The 18,319-nt window shown below is 53.1% G+C and carries 15 protein-coding genes; 7 read left to right on the top strand and 8 right to left on the bottom strand.

Annotated elements, in window-relative coordinates:
- Positions 1-19: 19 nt before the first annotated feature.
- Positions 20-301: a hypothetical protein gene (locus ACQE3M_RS16275; protein ID WP_430506573.1), complete on the top strand. Its 282-nt coding sequence runs from the start codon at positions 20-22 to the stop codon at positions 299-301.
- A gap of 23 nt (positions 302-324) precedes the next feature.
- Here ACQE3M_RS16275 and ACQE3M_RS16270 read toward each other — a convergent pair whose 3' ends face one another.
- On the bottom strand, positions 325-1,479 hold the full coding sequence (locus tag ACQE3M_RS16270; RefSeq protein ID WP_430506572.1) for a hypothetical protein: 1,155 nt from the start codon (positions 1,477-1,479) through the stop codon (positions 325-327).
- Positions 1,480-1,654: 175 nt separating this feature from the next.
- Between ACQE3M_RS16270 and ACQE3M_RS16265 the strand changes: the two genes are divergently transcribed.
- Positions 1,655-5,269 (top strand): Eco57I restriction-modification methylase domain-containing protein, encoded by a 3,615-nt coding sequence (locus ACQE3M_RS16265; protein WP_430506571.1) that lies wholly within the window; start codon positions 1,655-1,657, stop codon positions 5,267-5,269.
- A 22-nt stretch (positions 5,270-5,291) separates the two neighbouring features.
- Here ACQE3M_RS16265 and ACQE3M_RS16260 read toward each other — a convergent pair whose 3' ends face one another.
- Positions 5,292-9,104, bottom strand: a complete 3,813-nt coding sequence (locus ACQE3M_RS16260; protein WP_430506583.1) for a helicase-related protein — start codon at positions 9,102-9,104, stop codon at positions 5,292-5,294.
- Between the two features lie 774 nt (positions 9,105-9,878).
- Here ACQE3M_RS16260 and ACQE3M_RS16255 point away from each other — a divergent pair.
- Positions 9,879-10,265 carry a hypothetical protein gene (locus ACQE3M_RS16255; protein WP_430506570.1) on the top strand — a complete coding sequence of 129 codons (387 nt, stop codon included), beginning with the start codon at positions 9,879-9,881 and terminating at the stop codon, positions 10,263-10,265.
- A gap of 170 nt (positions 10,266-10,435) precedes the next feature.
- Here ACQE3M_RS16255 and ACQE3M_RS16250 read toward each other — a convergent pair whose 3' ends face one another.
- The 3 genes from ACQE3M_RS16250 to ACQE3M_RS16240 all read right to left on the bottom strand — a co-directional run bounded on the left by ACQE3M_RS16250 (position 10,436) and on the right by ACQE3M_RS16240 (position 11,651).
- A complete protein-coding gene (locus ACQE3M_RS16250; RefSeq protein ID WP_430506569.1) occupies positions 10,436-10,693 on the bottom strand; it encodes a hypothetical protein in 258 nt (85 codons plus the stop codon).
- Between the two features lie 340 nt (positions 10,694-11,033).
- Entirely contained in the window at positions 11,034-11,444 is a 411-nt protein-coding gene (locus tag ACQE3M_RS16245) for a TRAM domain-containing protein (protein ID WP_230892555.1), read from the bottom strand.
- A 54-nt stretch (positions 11,445-11,498) separates the two neighbouring features.
- Positions 11,499-11,651: a phage terminase large subunit family protein gene (locus ACQE3M_RS16240; RefSeq protein ID WP_230892556.1), complete on the bottom strand. Its 153-nt coding sequence runs from the start codon at positions 11,649-11,651 to the stop codon at positions 11,499-11,501.
- 562 nt (positions 11,652-12,213) lie between these two features.
- Here ACQE3M_RS16240 and ACQE3M_RS16235 point away from each other — a divergent pair.
- The 3 genes from ACQE3M_RS16235 to ACQE3M_RS16225 all read left to right on the top strand — a co-directional run bounded on the left by ACQE3M_RS16235 (position 12,214) and on the right by ACQE3M_RS16225 (position 15,262).
- Positions 12,214-13,248: a two-component system sensor histidine kinase NtrB gene (locus tag ACQE3M_RS16235; protein ID WP_430506568.1), complete on the top strand. Its 1,035-nt coding sequence runs from the start codon at positions 12,214-12,216 to the stop codon at positions 13,246-13,248.
- 204 nt (positions 13,249-13,452) lie between these two features.
- The gene (locus ACQE3M_RS16230; protein ID WP_230892558.1) at positions 13,453-14,610 is read left to right on the top strand and encodes a PAS domain-containing response regulator; all 1,158 of its coding nucleotides are present in this window, start codon (positions 13,453-13,455) and stop codon (positions 14,608-14,610) included.
- Positions 14,611-15,061: 451 nt separating this feature from the next.
- Positions 15,062-15,262 carry a hypothetical protein gene (locus ACQE3M_RS16225; protein WP_430506567.1) on the top strand — a complete coding sequence of 67 codons (201 nt, stop codon included), beginning with the start codon at positions 15,062-15,064 and terminating at the stop codon, positions 15,260-15,262.
- A gap of 459 nt (positions 15,263-15,721) precedes the next feature.
- Here the strand turns inward: ACQE3M_RS16225 and ACQE3M_RS16220 are convergent, their stop codons facing one another.
- Positions 15,722-16,012, bottom strand: a complete 291-nt coding sequence (locus ACQE3M_RS16220) for a PadR family transcriptional regulator (protein ID WP_430506566.1) — start codon at positions 16,010-16,012, stop codon at positions 15,722-15,724.
- A 279-nt stretch (positions 16,013-16,291) separates the two neighbouring features.
- On the opposite strand from ACQE3M_RS16220, the gene ACQE3M_RS16215 reads away from it, so the two are divergent.
- Positions 16,292-17,572 (top strand): hypothetical protein, encoded by a 1,281-nt coding sequence (locus ACQE3M_RS16215; RefSeq protein ID WP_430506565.1) that lies wholly within the window; start codon positions 16,292-16,294, stop codon positions 17,570-17,572.
- Between the two features lie 121 nt (positions 17,573-17,693).
- On the opposite strand, the gene ACQE3M_RS16210 is transcribed toward ACQE3M_RS16215, so the two are convergent.
- Both ACQE3M_RS16210 and ACQE3M_RS16205 read right to left on the bottom strand, forming a co-directional pair.
- A complete protein-coding gene (locus ACQE3M_RS16210; RefSeq protein ID WP_430506564.1) occupies positions 17,694-18,143 on the bottom strand; it encodes an HVO_A0114 family putative DNA-binding protein in 450 nt (149 codons plus the stop codon).
- Positions 18,124-18,319, bottom strand: a 196-nt coding sequence (locus ACQE3M_RS16205; RefSeq protein ID WP_430506563.1) for a toxin-antitoxin system TumE family protein, incomplete at its 5' end; no start/stop codon positions are given. The genes ACQE3M_RS16205 and ACQE3M_RS16210, both read right to left, overlap by 20 nt.

The raw sequence follows: 18,319 nt of genomic DNA, 5'->3' as shown, positions 1-18,319 counted from the left end.
GACAATCGATGACTACGCAATGAATCCTCCACAGCCAGCATCTGAACCGTACTCGAAAGGAGATGAAGTAACCGTGTACGTGGGTGAAGACGACCCCGACGTCCGGTACCACGGCGTCAAATGCATCGTCACTGCCCGTCTGCAGGATGATTTGAACACTGAGACAGGGCGTGACCGTGACCAGTACCTCTACCGCGTAAAAAGACGGTCAACGGGCGAGGTTCTTCCTATTGATTTCCGGCACGGTGATCTTGTTCCCACGACGCCATTAGAAGAACACTCTTCAGAAGATGATTATTGACTGCTTCTCGGCTCTAGAGGCCTTCAGAGTAAGTCTTTAAATTTGTTCGACCGTACCTCCATGTTCCTGGAAACACCGCGGTACAGCTGATGGAAGTTCATCTTCTCTGAATAGAAGTTCGGGAAGAAATAGCCATACCCTGGTTTGTCAATAAACAAGACACCAGCTACTCGGTCGAACTTCCGATCTGCGAATAGTCCTTCATCACCACTGCAGATACACGCGTCACCCTCATGTTTCAGATCAAACTTTGGATCATCAGGCTTGACCGCCTTCGCATACGTCGTCCTGCCTGATTCCGGGATATACTCGTTGTTTCGTAGATAGTCGCCCCACACGTTTCGGTGCTGATACACCGTGTCGGAGACTTCCTGATTCTGACCGCCTGTTTTGGCACCGTGCAGCAGCTGCCGCATATCCTCCGGTTCAAGGAACGAGACATCCGCATCATAGAATAGGAGGAGTGGGCGGCCTCCACGCTGTTTTTTCACTTTGTCTTCGATCTGGTCCACGATACTGTTCTTCGGATCTAATGGAATTCGCTCAGCACCTTCCCACCGAATGATTGACCCGCCACCTCCTGTGTCTTCGAATTCAATCTGAAACCCGTTGTTATTGATTGAGGACGGCAGGTTGGACGTATCGAGATTGACGATCTGGCCCACGATGTCATCGACCAGCTGCTCGTTGTGAGCAATCTCGTTTCCTTTGTACGGGATTTTGATGAAATCGTCTTTCAGTGTGATAAGCGCGGTATACTGCGTGTTGTCCAGCTTATCCTCTACCGCCACTCGTACGTTGTCTACCTTGTCCCACGACGTTCTGCTGGCAACTTCGATATCGAGTTCCCCGATATTGAACTCGTAATCCGGCTCACCCTGGGTTCCCTGGACATCGGCAGGGTACGGAGCGAACACCCAGTGCTTCAACGCGACATATGCTTTCATCTCCGCATAGAAGGACTGAAAGTTGGTTTTACTAGTTAGCCGATTTGGGTCTTTCCGTATTTCTTCTGCAGGAGTTTTCTTGGCAAGCGTGTCAATGATTTCGAGGTACTCGGTTCGATCCTGCGCGACTGCTCGCCGAAGCGTGTTTTCCTCGTCAGCATCGGCCATGAAGTTCCGCGGTAGTAGTCCCGCTATGTTCGGGTAGTCGGATTTGAATTGTCCGTATTGCATGGAGTTCTTCTTGATACCAAGATTTGATCCTGTGATTATGAATCGGAGGGATGCGTGAATTCAGAATAGACCTTCTACCCAACACCTTCGAAACACCCTCATCACGTGAAACTCGGTGACTGCGTAGTGGTGAGTTTCCCATACCTTGATAAGAGTAAGGTGGCTTTCAAGTGGTATGGCTCTCCAGCAGATTACCGCGGACGATATCGCGGGCTGGGACTCTCTACAGGACATCGCTGACTCCTTCGAGAAACGCGGGCTGAAACCACGCTCAAACCTCGGAGAGGATAATGAACTCGTTCTTCAACTCGGTGACGACGAATTCGTCGTAATCGTCAACGCTGGACCTGGCGAATCAGCGACTGATTTCAAGCCCGATAACCGTTCCCGGCATACGAACCTTGTCGCTACGAATGACTTTGAGGACTTCACTTTCCTGACGCGGATGCGGAGCTGGGAAGGTCAGCAGCACGGTCGCATCAAACACCAGAAGATCTCGTTCAGCAAAGACCAGTTCACGCGCGACAGCGGAGAGAAGAACACCGTTCTGAAGAAGCTCAACTCGATTGAGTACGGTTCTTCCGCTGCGATCTACGACACGCTGTACGACACACAGCAGGTGGTCGAAGAGTTCTATGAAGAGTTCGAGGACCTCCGCACCGATCTCGTTCAGGAGGTTTCTGGAATTCCGGACGACCGTGGTGACGCGAAGCAACGGTATGTGCAGGTCATCCTTGATCGGATGATCTTCCTGTACTTCATCCAAGAGAAGCGTCTGCTGGACCGGAATCCGAACTACCTGCACGAACAGCCCGGCGACGTCGTGGATGACGGTGAAGACCGGTACGAGAACTTCTACCGGCCACTGTTCTTCGACTACCTCGCAGAAGACAAGCAGAATCCCGACTTCGGCAGCCTCCCGTACCTGAACGGTGGTCTGTTCGCTAAGAATCCTGTTGAGGAGAACTTCCCGGATGCGAAGCTTGGTGAGTCTGCTGAGGAGACGAACGAACTCTTCGATGACATCCTGGATTTCCTATCGGGATGGAACTGGAACGTGGACGAGCGGCTGGACATCGTTGACCCGAAGAACCTCTCACCCGCGATTCTCGGGCACATCTTCGAGCAGACGGTCAACCAGAAAGAGATGGGCGCATACTACACGCCCGAAGAGATCACCGGCTTCATGTCCCGCCGGACAATCCACCCGTATCTGCTTGACCAACTCAACGACGCTGTTGATGCCGAATACGACGAAATTGACGACGTGTTCGGATTCCCTGGTGTAGAAGCCAGCAGTGGTGAACAGGCGGTCGCGGATGGTGGTACGATGACTCGCCAGGTTCCTACTGAGAACGTGGAGACGAACCACGTCGAAACGCTGTACCACGATATTCTGAAGGAGGCGCACGTTCTTGATCCGGCGGTCGGCAGTGGTGCGTTCCTGCTCGCTGCACAGGACGTGCTGGTGGACATCTACATGCAGTGCATTGAGTACTTCCAGCAACTCGAACAGGAAGGCAAAGGCTGGGAGTTGGATTCTCGTACCCGGGACGAGCTGGAGGAGATCAACGAAGGACAGGGTGGGGCATCGCTGTACGCGAAGCGCACAGTGATCTTGAACAACCTGTACGGAGTGGATATCGATGAAGGCGCAGTCGAAATCTGCAAGCTCCGCCTCTGGTTGTCGATGGTTGCAGACATCGAAGATGAACCCAACGAAGTCGAACCCCTCCCGAACATCGACTTCAACATTCGTCAGGGGAACTCGCTAATGGGGTATGTGTCGTTCATGGACGACGACGACACAGAAGCCCAGCAAAATACTCTGCTTGAGTGGGGTGCCGTGGAAAACAAAGTCGAAGCCAAGTATAGTGACGTTCTGGAGGCGGTTCGAGGCCACAAGAACGCTGTCAGTAGCGAGGCTGCACAGAAGAAACGCGCTGAAGCGGAACAACTCATAAAGAGCTACAGTAGCGACTTTGATGCTAGCATTCTCAGTCGCTTTCACGAGATCGGCTACGAGGACATGGAGATGGAGGACCTTCAGGAGTTCTCCCCCTTCCATTGGGTGCTGGAGTTTGCTGGGGTCTACGCTGACGGTGGATTCGACGTTCTGATTGGAAACCCCCCATGGGACCGTCTCAAACCCCTCCGTGACGACTACTTCTCCAAGTACGATGAGGTGTTCCGTCAGCGGATGCCGGACAACAAAGACGAAAAGCAAGATGAGCTGCTGGAAGACGAGGAGATAGCCAAAGGATGGGAAGAGTACCAGCATGAGATGGAGATGCGGGCGGAGTACTACAGTAACTCACCAGACTACGAACTTCAGAGTCCGACTGTCGGCGGGACGAAATCCACTACTGAGAACGATCTGTCTGCACTATTCTTCGAGCGGGTCTTCAAACTCGCACGTGACGAAAGTTATGTCAGTCAAGTTCTGCCGGGGGTAATCTTCAACGGTGCATCGGCCAAGGACTTGCGTCTCCACCTTCTCAACGAGACTGATCTGAAGGCGTTACCTATCTTCACGAACCGTGGCATCTTCGAGGGCGTTCATAACCAGTTCGTCTTCGGCGTACCGGTTTTCGAGGGTTCGGGTGAGACAGATGAGGTGTACGGCGGGTATAGGGACGGTGACCTGAGCCTCCTGAGAAATCTGGAGAGTGACGGAATGTATCTCTCTCGCAAGGTCCTTGAAGAGTACTCTCCTGAGGCACGCATTTTCCCGTACCTCGAAGAAGAGAAAGAAGTTGAAGTACTGGAGAAAATTCTTGATCATCCCCCTATTTCGGAGCGAGAGGAGGGTAGTTGGTACGCAAAACCGTATGCCGAATTACACCGAACTAATGATCGAGACAGATTTGTCGAAGAGGAAGAGAAAGGTGACTATCCCGTTCTCGGTGGCAGCAACGTCTATCAGTATGCGTACAGCCCTGATTACGTAGAAAACCTCGAAGCAACGAAGTTCTGGAGTGTTGACGAAGACAAAAACCCGGACCAGAGTGCGAAAAGGCGAATCCGGGAGAAAAACCACCGAAAGCTGAAACGTGGACTCTACGACGCCTTCGATGGATCAGGGTCACAAAAGAGGTTCGTCAATCAAATACTGAATCAGCACCGTGGTGAGGAGCTTTCTGAAGAAGACGTTCTGCTGGATTGTACTGAATATCGGATTGTGTACCGGGATATCACGAACTCCACGAACGAGCGGACAATGATCGCCTCCGTAATTCCGAACGGCGTAGTCTGTCATAATAAACTCCATACTGTTCGTCCCTATGAGGTTAATCCTGACGAGAACCACCTTTCAGAGAATCCACTCCACAACGTCTATGAGCGGATATTTACTGATGAGGAACTTTTCTCAACACTTGGCTTGATGAATAGCATCCCGTTTGATTTCCTCATGAGAACAAAAATTGACACAACTATTGTCATGTACAAATTTGAGGAATCTCAGATACCCCACCTCACCGAAGGTGATGATTGGTTTGAGTACATCTCAAACCGCGCCGCGCGGCTGAATTGCTATGGCCCCGAATTCGAAGAGATGCGTGAACGCCTTGGTGGTGTCCAACCTGCCACTGACAAAGACGAACGGCTGAAGCTACAGGCCGAGATCGACGCCGCCGCATTCCACGCATACGGCCTTAACCAGCAAGACGCAGAGTTCGTTCTTGAAGACTTCCACCGGGTCAACAATCCGAGAAAGATGGCCCAGGAGTACTTCGATATGGTATTCGAGAAGTACGACGAGTTGGAAGAAGAAGGACCCAAACCGTAGGTGTAGTCACAGTCGGAACTGACTACGACCCAACTACGCCCCAACACATCAACCGGGCTTGTACCTCGCTTTCCCCGACCAACTTAGCTTGGTACTCTGTGGACCCCTCCACGTTCTCTTCCAGGAACGCTTCTAACTCTTCTAAGAACTCCACCGGTGGCCAATCTGGGAACGAATCGTACTGCTCGTTATGCCGGAAGGTCTCCCGGAGAATACGATCTTCATCAGTGTTGGCTAGCTTCACGTCCTGTAAGCGTTCTCGGAGGTCTTCGGCCCATTCATCGAGTGTTTCGTGTTCGTCTACAGGAGCAGCCATCTCACCGTGGTTCGGTTGTACGTAGTGTGCGATGAAGTCCAGAATCGTTTCCTGCTCTTTCGAGAAGGAGTCTCCCTGTTTGAATGCACCCTCAACTTGCCCTTCTCGAATCGCTTTAAGACGGTCGTCAAGTACCTCTTGGATTGCCTCCCGGTTGGAGAGTACGTTGTCGGCATTCCCCGTTATCGGTTCTCCGCTCACCTCTGGGTCGATTTTGAGGGTCCCGATAGGCCGTTCCTTGACTTCGTCGCTGAACGGCTTGTAGTAGAAGGCCCGCCGCACACGGCCCAGTGGTGATTCGTGGTCGTCGTCATCGAACCAGAGGTGTGCAAGCCCAAACACGCCTGGACGCGGGCCGGAATCATGGTCGGTGATATTCGTGTACAGGCGTTCCCGTTCCTCTGGGGACTCCTCAAAGTAGTCTGCGGCGTACTCGAAGTCATCTTCTGAAAGCCCGAACTCCTCGTTCAACTCCTTCTTGAGCAGGAACCGCTCGTACGCGGCGTGCTCGTTACTCCCTGCATTTCGAAGGAGTGGGTTCTTACTCGTGTCATCGAGTTCGTTCACGTCCTCGATCTCTCGTGATTTCTGTAACGAGTCTTCAATCTCGTCCACCTGCAACTCGCCAATCGTCTTCTCCGTCTCCACACCAGTCTTCTCCAGAATCTGATCCTCGTTCGGGTCCAGGATGTTGTTCTCTTTCCCAACGATGAGTGCGATGTCGTTGATCTTCGCCTGCAGCCGCTTCAGGAGCTTAATCGCAGCTTCGATGTCTCCGTCAGGGTAGAAGTTGTGGACGTACTTCTCTTCGGTACTCCCGATCCGGTCGATCCGACCCACCCGCTGAACGATACGCATGGGATTCCATGGTAAATCAAATGACACTTGTACAGACACGTCCTGAAGATTGACCCCTTCCGATAATGTGTCAGTTGCTATAACATACTGGAGTTCGGATTCCCCGGATTCAGCCAGCGTTTGCTGGTACCCCGAGGCTTCCGGTGCGAACCGCTGAATAACGTCTTGCTTGTTTTCGTCACCGCCTTTCACGACGGCACTATTCGCTTCTGTGAGAGGCGAGTTAGGATCGTTGAGAAGTGTTCGATGGACGTAGTCCGCCGTAGCACGGTACTGAGTGAAGACGAGAACCTTCTCATCATCATACCCGTTCAGGACATCCGCGAGCCGCTCAACCTTCGGATCACGGAACTCTCGTAACGAGAACACCGCCTCGTAGAACTCCCGCGTCGCCTCATCAACATCACTCAAGTCACTTCGCGGGTAGAGAATTGGATTCAGCTCCTCTTCGGGAACGTCTGGGAGAACACCGGCATTATGATCGTGAAGCCACTGCCGTGTAGACACGGCCTGGTCGCTCACATCGCCAGAGTCCTGAGCAATATCGCCGATGAACTGCGACAGGAAGTACGCTAACAGCGTCAGGTCCTCCCGGATGTACGTCTTCACCTCACCAATTGTCGCATCCGCCAATTCGTCCGGACTATCACTCTCCGTATCTTCGTCGGCACGAACTGCGGTCGCATCGAACCCGAACTCTTCCAGCGTCTGTTCAAGATCCTCGGCGGCATCATCTCCTTCTACAAAGTCATCGAGCGTCTCCGATTCTTCGTCGTCTTGAGCAGCACGCAGTACATCGATCTGCTCATCTTCTGGGAGGCCATCGAGAAGGCCGAGAAGTTGCCGTTCACTCCGGTGCAGCGTCTCGATAGACTGCACAAATGCATACGTCGAAGATTCCAACCGCTTGAGTAGATTCAGCTTATACAGCGCCTTCAGCGTCCCCCCAGCTTTCGGGTTCTTCACCGTAATGTGCGGAAGGTGGAGCGCGTCCATCACGTCTGGCAGCATCCCGTATACTGGCTGGTATGCCGCCGGGAGCGAGTACTGCTCCTTGCTGAGTTTTGGCGGCTTGAAACTCATCTCGAAGTCCTCCTCATCCTGAATTTGGTCTTTGACGTGCTTCCGTGTCCGGAGCACCATCACCTCATTCAGGATCTTCGAGATCTCCTCCGAATGCCGCTGGAGCTGTTCGGTGATCTTCCGCTGCTCCTCTTCGGTGGCTTCCTCCTTCCCCGCAGCGATCTGCTTCCGCGTCTCTGACAACTCAATGTATTCCTCGAAGGCGTCGAAGTCCAGCGATGCCTTGTTCCGCAGTTCCTCGGGGCTGGTGAATAGGCTGATGAGGTTCTCCAAGTCGGTCGCAGAGTTGTTAATCGGTGTCGCCGTCAACATGATCATCGTCTTCCCGCGGAGCTGCCGCAGGTTCGCGTGCCGGCGAGTTCCTTTGTAGTCGTCTTCGTCGTCGGGGTTCGGCCGCCACTTGCCGTGATTCCGGAAGCGATGAGCTTCGTCGATTAGGACGACATCGAATGCGTCTTTGAGGTTCTGAACCTCATCATACGTGAGGTTCTGGAACTTGCTGATGCTCATCACGTCCAGGTGTGTTCCATCGATTTCGAGCCCGAAGTATGGGTTCCCGTCTTCGTCGGTGTCGTCTTGGAGGAGGTCTTCCCACTGTTCGGTGAGGTTCGCAGGGACGATGAGGAGACAATGATCTCCGCGTTGGCGGTAGTCATGTAGGAGTTCACCGCCGATGAAGGACTTCCCGAGGCCGACCGAGTCGGAGATGATGCAGCCGTTGAACCTGGAGAGTTTCTCCTTCGCGCTCTCGTAGCCGAGTGTCTGGAAGTAGTACAGCGGGCTGTCGCGGATGTTGACGTTCCCGCTTAGTTCGTCGTACGCAAGGAGTTTGTACAACTCGAACGGCTCGATGTACGTCCCCAAGTTATCAGGTGTGTCTTCATCATCTGGCTCGTCTTCTTGCTGGTCCTGCCAGTCTTGGTACTTCTCACTGTTCTCGATGATCCGGATGATCTCTTCGCTGAAGTCCTCAGCATTTGCCCACTGGTTATCGTACCAGTCTTCGAACGCCTCAGCTTCAGGTCGGTCCTGGCTTGTGAGATTCAGTTCGATGTTGTTCCGGTGACCACTCGCGGTGAAGTTTGAGGATCCAACGATTGTCGCACACGGACGCGTGTCTGTATCGTTGTCAGTGTCCCAGTCGTCATCGTCGTTTGGTGCTCGGAATGATGCTCCTTTGGCGTGGAAGTAGCCGTTTTCTGGATTTCGCACACGGACGCTAACCTTGTCTTCGGCTATGAAGTCTCGCAGCCGATCCAGTCGGTCTAGCTGTGCGTTGTTGAGGTCCTCGATGCTCTCTTCGACCTCGTCTTTGAGTTCGTCGCGTAGACTCTGTCCTTCCCCGATCTCATCTGCTGTGCTGCGGTTCGTTTGCCGCCCCATCAGGATGCGGATTGGGGCGTGACCAAGTTCGTCTGGGTCAGCGAGTTGTTCGAGGTCTTCGCGGTACAGGTCGAAGCCAGAGAGGTAGAAGTAGCCGGTGGCGATGCGTGCTTCTTCGATCTGCGGGATGATTTTCTTGTAGACGTCTTCAACTGTCCGGTTAGCGTTATCGACAAGCGGAGGGAGAGAAAGCATCTTGTTACCGAATGTACCCAACACGCTAACTTAGTGTTTAGCTATATATTGCTGCCCGGTCCTGTATTCTCCTCTAAGGTCACTCTTGAGGATGCGATGAATTCATGTTATTTGACGTATCTTTGTTCTTCTACCTTGGCAGCGTCCTCTTCGTCTACTCTGCGTGCAGTCGCTTCGTGGAGCCGTGTACAGTCACATCCTGGGCACCCTGTCACTGCATCTCCTCTCATTCGGTCTTCTTCGTCGTCGTAAACCCAGGCAACTATTCGGTTGCAGTCTGGGCATTTGTATTCAAATTGGATGGGCATTGGTTGTGTGGTTTCTGAGTATGGTGTCTCTCTATTTTATCATTTTAGTGCCAGGACTATGATTCTCTGATTTGTTCCGCCTCCTCCTCGCTGATCTCACTTGCCGATGCACGATGGATCTTCGAGCAATTCTTCCCTGGACATCCAGTTACTGGATCGGGTTCGAGCCACTTTCTGTCCTCCTCGAACACCCATTCGGTTGTCCAACCGCAGTCGGGACAGGTGTATTCGAATTTTACTGGCATCTGTATCTCATCAGCGGTGGTCGCCACCCAAGGGCAAGCCGGGGATCGAACCCGAGATTCGTCCAAGAGTAGATGTGAGTTTCTCGCCGGGCACCCACCACGATGCCGCGGCGATTACGGGGAACAGGACACTCTCCACGATGGGGTAAATCATCCATCAGGGTGTTCTGAGACGAATCCATCCTGTGCTTGCCTGCCGTCTCGGACGGCAACAGACTGTATTGAATCTCATCACTTATACTTTTGCTATTAGCAAAGTCATTCGCATGGTCATATATAATTATATTAGCAAAAGTAATCCGACAGTTATTAGCAAAGCGATAAGCATATTCAAAATCGTGCCGCTTAGCCCTGATGCTATCGATGAGTTGGACTCTGCCATCCTGGATTACATGCTTGAAGGGCAATCTGAAAACGAACCTTGGGGCAAAGCGACTCCGACTGAAGTCTACCGAGCTCTTGACAATCGCGGTGTCCTCGAAGACTTAGGTAACCCAGTTCGCCAGACAATCCAAAATCGAATCCAACGACTCGCACTCGCTGGTCACCTAGAAAACAAGTACGACTCTGGTAGCTACGAAGTCGTCTCTGATCCCCGCGAAAAGTAGATATCCAGCTCTGTTGAAATCCTCTGTCGCTGATGGTTTAATGAGGCCGTGTTGAATAGGCGGTGCGAGTCAGTTAACCAGCCTTCCTGGCCTTAGCGGTAAGTACAGAGAGTGAGTCTACCAATCTAGGTACGGCCCTGCTGGCTCCTTGATGGGGGCAGCAGTCAGCGTCAGCCAACAATTCCGGCCGTTTGGAGGTACGTGCCAATCATCAGTCCCAACGTGCTACTTCCGCCGATGAGGAGGGCAGAGCGTTTCGAAACGCCTGCCACACCAAAAATGAGCAGTGTGACGGGAATACCGCTCAGGCCGGTCGCAACCACGTCTGATGTAAGTTCAAACGGATTCACGAGGAGATACGCCACCAGCAAGCAAGCACCGAGTACAATCGCTGCAATCCGGTCGCCGTACGCGGAGAACATGCCCATATCCGAAATACGATGGTAGTCGTATCAGTCTTTCGACGGAACTAGCTGAGAGGTTCTTGCTAAACTCGCATTCCTACTGAGCGGCTATTCCACCAGATACGCCGGTGAAGAGAGAGCACACTAGAAGTTAATTCTCGGCGTGCTATATCCCCGGTATTTCGCCGATTAACGCCGGTGATACGGTGGATATCGACCTCTGCGAATCTACTAGTAGTTGCTGTATATGGAACGCCCCCTCCCCGAGAGTGCCACTGAGTATTTGGCTGCTCCACACCAGTCGTCTACTAGTACGAGCTCACGGGCCAGCACTCGCTCAGACAGATATCGGACCCAGGAACTGTTAGTCGTAATTTTCGCGCTCGGCGACCTCGGCAAAGGCAACGTTCTCAGTTACGTCGGTGATTTCGACGGTGACACGCTCGCCGCGCTCGGTATCAGGGACAATAACGACGAAGCCACGTTCGACACGCGTGATGCCGTCGCCTTGATCCCCAATATCTTCGATTTCGACGGTTCGCTGCTCACCTTCGGTAACAGGAGGCGTGCTCGTCGTCTGTTTGCTCTGTGAGTCGGTGGGAGTCTCGGCAGCGTCGTCGGTGGCTGATGCTCCGAGAACAGCCACGCGGTACGTGTCGCCCTGCTGCAGCTCGCCACGGTCTATCTCGCGCTCTGGGACCTCAATAAGATACGTTCCGTCTTGCTGTTCGACAGCGCCAGCGAATAGACAGCGCAGTTGGGTAGGAATCTCCATTACTCGTGTTCTGGTCGAGATACGCTGTGAAGCCCACTTGAGTTTGCGGTCTGGCTACTCCGGCGCGATGACGTCCCCACACGATGGACACTCCGCCCAGACACCGTCAGTCCCGTCGTCTTTATTGTATTCAACAAGCAGCCACGCGTCAGAGACCGGGTCGCCGCAGTCCGGGCACTGACCGAGCGACGAGTCATCAGTAGGCATGCTCATGGGGTAGAAGGAGCGTGTGACAGGTCCTTCCACGTGGAGTTCACTCCGTCTGGAAGATAAGCCTTTGGCGGGTTTGCTGGTTGTCCACCCCGGATTTCCGGAGAAACTCCCGCACCAGTACCATTAACTCACTCCTAGCGGAATATAGGGTTCTCATGAGTATCCGTGCGGTACTCGCTCAGCTACTCTCCAGTCATGAGGCGGAGGTCGTCGTTGAGTGCCGCCAGTGCGGAACGAAACTCCAACCAGACGCAGACCAGTGTCCTCACTGTGGATCAGGCGAAATCGCGCACCACCGGATCTCTGAGTGACTGATTGCGTTCCTCAGCAGAGAGTGTCAGAGAACGGTTCGTACACCATCTTTGACGACCCCGGTGAACGCTAAGCACAGCAACCGACTCGGTCAACGATTTATGCAACCGAGACTTCGCGGAGTGGACAGTCAACCTCCAAACAGGCAACTAGATCTTGCCTGCAGCACTGAACTACTGGGTATTATCGGCGACTATCCAGCAAGTGTTTATCCCTAGAACCCGTATGTTAATACTGTAACCAAATGGCTGGGCAGGTCTCTTCCGTTCGGTCTGAGGAGTTCTACCGAACGCTTGTCGAAAACGCCGCAGAAGGGATGCTGACGATCAATCCGGATAGCGAAATCGTCTACGCGAACCCAGCTATCGAAGATATTCTCGGCTACGCACCGGAGGAACTGGTGGGCAGTCCAAAAATGAAGATCATCCCCGAGCGGCTACAACCCGTTCACGCCGCTGCGTTAGACTCCTACGTCGAAACTGGGGAGCGAAATATTGACTGGGATGGGGTTGAACTACCCGCGCTGCACAAAGACGGCCACGAAGTCCCGACACTAATCAGTTTCCGAGAGCACGAACATGATGGCGAACAGTATTTCACCGGGATTATTCGGGATATCACCGAACGCAAACACCACGAAGAGCAGTTACACGACCAAAAAAGCCGTCTAACTGAGTTCTCGGACATCCTCACCCATGATATTCGAAATCCACTGTCGGTCGCACGTGGGTATACGGAGCTCGCGCAGGAAAACCACGATATCCCGGAGTTAGAGCAGGTCGCTGACTCGCTCGAACGGATTGATTCGCTCATCGAGGATGTGGCTGCGCTCACGAAAGAAGGGCAAGTAATCGGGGAAACGGAGACAGTTGATGTTGAGGCGTGTGCCACCGAAGCGTGGCGAAATGTGAGGACGGGAACCGCGGAACTCGATATCCGCACAGATCTCGGGGAAATTGAAGCCGACGAGAGCCGCCTGCACGGCGTCTTCGAGAATCTCTTCCGGAATGCAATCGAACATGCCGGTGGAGAAGTCACTATCCACGTCGGCCGACTCTCGGCTGATCGAGGCTTGTATGTCGAAGACACTGGACCAGGGATTCCAGAGGCAATTCAGGACGACATCTTCGAGTATGGGTATTCAACCGAGAAGGATGGGACCGGCTATGGATTGTCGATTGTCAGGCAGATTGTGAACGGACACGGGTGGGAAATCAGCGTCACGAAAAGTGATGCTGGCGGCGCACGCTTCGAAATCACTGGTATCGAATTTATCTAGCCGAGAAAATGTGAACTACCTATAAGTATGTATTTTCTATCACGGTGTTGGACACAACATGTTGCCCCATTATCCCTTGATTCTAGGTCAGTAACCGACGAGTGAAGTAGCGAATTCCTACATTTTGGCGTGTGTCACCGCAAATCACGGCATTCAACTTAGTTCGGCGACAGAAGACAGACACCGAGGTCGCTATTGCCGCATATGTCCCACCCAGAGAATCTCCAAGGGTTTGAAGAACTCAGTTTATCCCCAACAGCTGATTCAATACACGCGTTACACGTAGACGACGACGCCGCATTCGCGGAGTTGGTCAAAACGTTTCTTGAACGAGAACGAGACGAAATCACTGTCACAACCGAAACGACCGTTGAAGATGGGTTAGCGGTTCTCCAAGACAACACGGTTGACTGTATCATCAGTGATTATGAGATGCCGGGGCAGAACGGACTTGATTTCCTTGATGTAGTTCGGGAGGAATATCCGGAGCTTCCGTTTATTCTCTTTACTGGGAAAGGTGACGAAGAGATTGCGAGTGAAGCGATTACTGCTGGCGTTACGGAGTACTTGCAGAAAGGCAGTAGCACAGATCAATACACTGTCCTGGCAAACCGCGTGAAGAACCTGGTTGAGAAATATCGAGCCGAACAGGAAGTGTTCCGTGGGTTCCAGGCCTTAGAGTCGGCCCAAGAGGGCATCGGGATTCTGAATGAGGACGGCGAGTACGTGTATCTGAATCAAGCGTACGCCGACGTGTACTCCGCGGACCGAGAAGAGATACTGCATGACCATTGGGAGTCGCTGTATCCCGAATCGGAGGCCGACCGATTCTATCAAGAGATTCTGCCGGCGCTTGAATCCGAGGGGTCGTGGACAGGCCAGTCGGTTGGCGTCACGACTGATGGCGAGCGTGTCGTCGAAGAGCTAAGTCTGACACAGTTGAGCGACGGTGGGCACGTCTGCGTTGTCCGTGATATCTCTGAGGAGAAACGCCGTGAAGAGGAGCTTCGGCGTGAACAGCGGTTTTTGGAGACGGCACTGAACTCACTTGATGACCTCTTTTATGTCTTTGATGAGGATCTCAACTACGCTCGGTGGAACGATGAATTCGAGGACGTTATCGGATACTCTGCAGCGGAGATTCGGGAGCTGACGCCGATGGATTTGTTTGATGATGAGACGGAAGCTGAAATCGAGGCGGTGATCGAGCAGGTGCTGTCGGATGGCAAACAGGTAGTGATCGAAGCAGACCTCGTGACCAAGGATGGCGAGAAGATACCGTATGAATTTACCGGCACACCAGTGGAGGATGATGAGGAAATCATCGGTGTTGTCGGGATTGGGCGGCGAGTCTCCTCGTAACCGATTTCACCGGGATTCGTAGCGAGTGATCGGGCCAGAGTCGGTGTATGGAGACAGACTGCTGACCGCTACGTACGGTATTCCAACAGGGCGAATGTTCACGTTTTGAGGAGAGTTGATACCGCTTCAAAGAGAGGTCTATCCATTCTAGGAAGACCGGAGCAGCGATGGTTCCGGCGACGACGCCGGCAACGATACCCTGTGTGATGCCTTGGAGCACTGTTGTTCCGAGTGCCGTTCCGAATACCACGTTAAGCAGTATTGCGAAGACAAATCATTCTCCGACAGCGTCATCGGGGCTGTTAGATATCTATACCGGGATAGGATTTGAGGGCAACGTATACTGTGGGATACGTTGCTCAATCTGACTTCCCCTGGGTGTTTGGTGTATGTGAACGGGTTTTGACCCGATCCGTGAGTATTTTCCATATTGCTGAGAACAGCGACGATGATGAAGCCCGCGAACCGGGCATACGGCGCGGCAATTGTGACCTCGTTCATCGCGTTCGCTGCATCGCTTTACTTCGTTGGTGTCCCAGCCCGATTTCCGGTGTTCTTCCTGCGGTCACTCACCGTGATTTTCCTGGTCTTTGCGCTCACCGTGATGGCCGTAGACAGAATCACACTCACGAGTAGTATATGGGATAGATAGCCGGCCAACAACATCATCCGCACCCAAAATAGTAGCACACATCATGCCCGCCAGTTCTTGTCCTGAGTGTGGCTCGATAGCCTACACGAACGGGAAAGGAACCGTGAGCGGGGAGGCAGTCTATTTCTGGGAATGCACGGGCTGTAGTAAGGAGTGGACGGACACAATCCTATAACTGGAAAAGCGTGTCGTGTGCACATCCACTCACCAACTAGTTCACTGTAATAGTGTCTGACCAATCGGATTTCAACGGAGCCAGCGAAAGAGAACTCACGGAGAAGCCCGCGAACCGGAGACTACCGCGAAATCCAGCAGTAGGCCTGCCTGACACACATACAACGGCGCATATCCTGGTGCGAGATCACCGTCGCTGACCTTCAATCAGCACATATTCGGATGTCCCAAGAACATGATAATCGATAAAATAGTTATCCGGTTTCACGTCCGAAAAACTGGTGATTATGCGGTTTCGGCGTTGATGTCGATATAGTCAGATTCCCAGTTGCGACGCGCCGCAATTTCACGACGTCCACGGCGAGTGAGGGTGTAGGAATTCGTTCGCTGGTCTAGTTCTCCTTTCTCCACGAGTCCCTTGTCAACAAGCGTATCGAGGTTCGGGTAGAGGCGGCCATGATGAATCTCGGATTCGTAGTACTCCTCTAACTCGTCTTTAATCGCCAATCCGTGTGGCTCATCGAGTCCTGCAACCACATACAATAAATCACGCTGAAACCCCGTCAAATCGTACATACCTCTGTTTTCGGGTAATACCGATAAAAGAGTTCGCACAATCTGCTGGCTATCAGCGTCTTATAGAACAGCTCACAGGGTTGTCTATTTCAGGACGATCAAGGATGAATTAGCCGTTCCAAAGAGACGATTTATTGATCACTACGCAGACCAGCTTACCGGCTCTTTCAGACCGCTTCTCTGTCGAAGAATCCAGTCTTCTCCGACAGCAGTATCGGTTAATATGTGTACACAGAAAACAAATAAACAACAGTCCTCTTACCAACCAAACACGACTCCATGCCGAACTCTCCGGAATTCCAAGAGTACAAGCGACTATACCATGAGGAACACCAGTCGCTCAAAAACGCCTCCATCACAGACGGAACCGGCACGGTCGTGTTCGAAGACCCTGCAGACGGCAGCAAAACCACAGTCACCGGCGACGCCGAGGACTTCATCCACGCAATCTGGGCTATCAAGAACACCGTACGAGACGGTGAAGACGAACTCATAGATGTCACCGACACACCGGCCGGCAGCATCGAGCAGTACTACGACAACATGGAACCCTTCCTCCCTGATGACACAGGGCGTGACCCCGAAGAGGAGATGCACCGCGAGGTGCAACAAATCCTGACCGGAGAGAAAACCCTGTACGAAGTGGACCTCCACCCGGCGTTGGACGCTGCAGTCAACCGTGACATGGAGAACCCAGAATTACACGGCGTGATTGAGGATTACTACACCGTCCGCGCGTCACAGCTCATCTACCTGAAAGCGTTTTCTGAGCTCTTCGAATCCCTACCACGCGACGTCATTTTCGACTATGACCGGTTCATGCGCGCGTATAGTGATATGGAGGATATTCTCCGGAAAGAGTACTTGACGAAATCACCGGAACGAGCGTATGAGGAATACCGTAACCGGTGCAATTCTGACATCGAGAAGTTGACCGAGCAGTTACTCGGCGAACGGTCATTGTCGAAGAAGGAATGGCGTGGGCTACTAACAGGAACAGGCGGCAGTCACAGTGATGCGGACGGTGTGATGATTGAGATGATCGACCGAGAATTCATCGGCCAAGAAGATATCCCAGATCACGCGCACGGTGAAGTGGACGGTGAAACTGCCATTCGCCGGGTTCTCAAAGAATACGCGTACTACTACGAAACCGTTGAAATCCCGTTCAGAGATCTCGTAGCAACTCTACAAGGAGAGGGCGGCGACGTTGAACTGGAGAGTACAGGGGCGGTGATGGAGTGGCTGGACGGGAATGACGACCTGCCGTGGACGTGGGCAGTCGTACCTGAATTCCGGAACGGAGCTTCTCATTTGGGTGTTGAGACAGACAACGAAAACGGGCGAGTTCGGGTTTACGAGAGCAAGGAACGGGACCGGGAGCCTACGAGAGAGTTATCGTATGCGGACGTGAGAGAAGTGTACCGCGGATTCGTTGATGTCGTGATGGCTGCTATGTGGGCCTTCACGTTGACCGACCAGATGCTGCAGTTCGAATACCTGCAGTCGCGGGATTTCATGTTCACCGTAATAGAGAACCTCCCGCCAGAAACTTTGTGACTGGACTCTGCTGAAATCCTTCCCCTGTGACGGATGTGGGGATGATCGGTAAGTACAGAAACCCGGTTTCGCGGATGGAAGCTGGGGGAGAAGCTGGGAAGATGCCTTTCGAGAACGCTCGTTACGCCGATGCCGGCGATTCGGATGCATCCCCGAGTGACTTGGTCAGCTCAACTTCGATTTTCACTGTGTCGTAGGGGATGAAGGGCTGTTTCGCGCCACCCTCTTCGCGGAAGTGTACGATGCGGTACTCGTGGAGTGTCTGGACGTCGTCGTGGACTTGTCGGATGTCACGATCGAGGCGGTCGGCAAGGGATCGGATGCTGTCTGCTGGTGCGTCCATCAGGCTCCGCACTAGATCCAAGCGGCGTGGCGTGAGTATGCGCTGGAGACGGCTGGCATCCTGGAAGTTCACGACGTGTGGAACGTCTTCGCCGTCCTCCCAGCGCGCGGCACGGTCTAGTGCGCTCTCCTTGTGCTCCTCGAACGGTTTCGACGTGATGCGAAGGGTTGAGGGATATTCAACGTCCTCCGGGGGTTCGTGCGCGTGGTTAGGCGAATTCTTGCTCATGGATGGTTTCAACCTCGTTGAGGAATTCCTGGAGATGTGATCGAAGGTCCTCAAATTCGATGCCTTCGACCTCGCCACGGTAGTGTCGGTGATGGCGGCCGACGCCGTGGGCGTCGTTTGCGTTGTCGTACCGGAGGATTTCTTCGTCAGCTGGGCCGAGGTACTGGAAGCTGTAT

Origin of the sequence: Halosubterraneus shenae (assembly GCF_050510935.1) — an archaeon.
GTDB lineage: Archaea > Halobacteriota > Halobacteria > Halobacteriales > Haloferacaceae > JBDGPU01.
The sequence above is the reverse complement of the archived record's forward strand: the minus strand, read 5'-3'. Positions and strand labels throughout refer to the sequence as shown.

What these genes read in the sequence shown, in the direction of transcription:
- ACQE3M_RS16275 (WP_430506573.1), top strand. Translation starts at nt 20, where the DNA reads ATGAATCCTCCACAGCCAGCATCTGAACCGTACTCGAAAGGAGATGAA.
- ACQE3M_RS16270 (WP_430506572.1), bottom strand. Translation starts at nt 1,479, where the DNA reads ATGCAATACGGACAATTCAAATCCGACTACCCGAACATAGCGGGACTA.
- ACQE3M_RS16265 (WP_430506571.1), top strand. Translation starts at nt 1,655, where the DNA reads ATGGCTCTCCAGCAGATTACCGCGGACGATATCGCGGGCTGGGACTCT.
- ACQE3M_RS16260 (WP_430506583.1), bottom strand. Translation starts at nt 9,104, where the DNA reads ATGCTTTCTCTCCCTCCGCTTGTCGATAACGCTAACCGGACAGTTGAA.
- ACQE3M_RS16250 (WP_430506569.1), bottom strand. Translation starts at nt 10,693, where the DNA reads ATGGGCATGTTCTCCGCGTACGGCGACCGGATTGCAGCGATTGTACTC.
- ACQE3M_RS16245 (WP_230892555.1), bottom strand. Translation starts at nt 11,444, where the DNA reads ATGGAGATTCCTACCCAACTGCGCTGTCTATTCGCTGGCGCTGTCGAA.
- ACQE3M_RS16240 (WP_230892556.1), bottom strand. Translation starts at nt 11,651, where the DNA reads ATGCCTACTGATGACTCGTCGCTCGGTCAGTGCCCGGACTGCGGCGAC.
- ACQE3M_RS16235 (WP_430506568.1), top strand. Translation starts at nt 12,214, where the DNA reads ATGGCTGGGCAGGTCTCTTCCGTTCGGTCTGAGGAGTTCTACCGAACG.
- ACQE3M_RS16230 (WP_230892558.1), top strand. Translation starts at nt 13,453, where the DNA reads ATGTCCCACCCAGAGAATCTCCAAGGGTTTGAAGAACTCAGTTTATCC.
- ACQE3M_RS16225 (WP_430506567.1), top strand. Translation starts at nt 15,062, where the DNA reads ATGAAGCCCGCGAACCGGGCATACGGCGCGGCAATTGTGACCTCGTTC.
- ACQE3M_RS16220 (WP_430506566.1), bottom strand. Translation starts at nt 16,012, where the DNA reads ATGTACGATTTGACGGGGTTTCAGCGTGATTTATTGTATGTGGTTGCA.
- ACQE3M_RS16215 (WP_430506565.1), top strand. Translation starts at nt 16,292, where the DNA reads ATGCCGAACTCTCCGGAATTCCAAGAGTACAAGCGACTATACCATGAG.
- ACQE3M_RS16210 (WP_430506564.1), bottom strand. Translation starts at nt 18,143, where the DNA reads ATGAGCAAGAATTCGCCTAACCACGCGCACGAACCCCCGGAGGACGTT.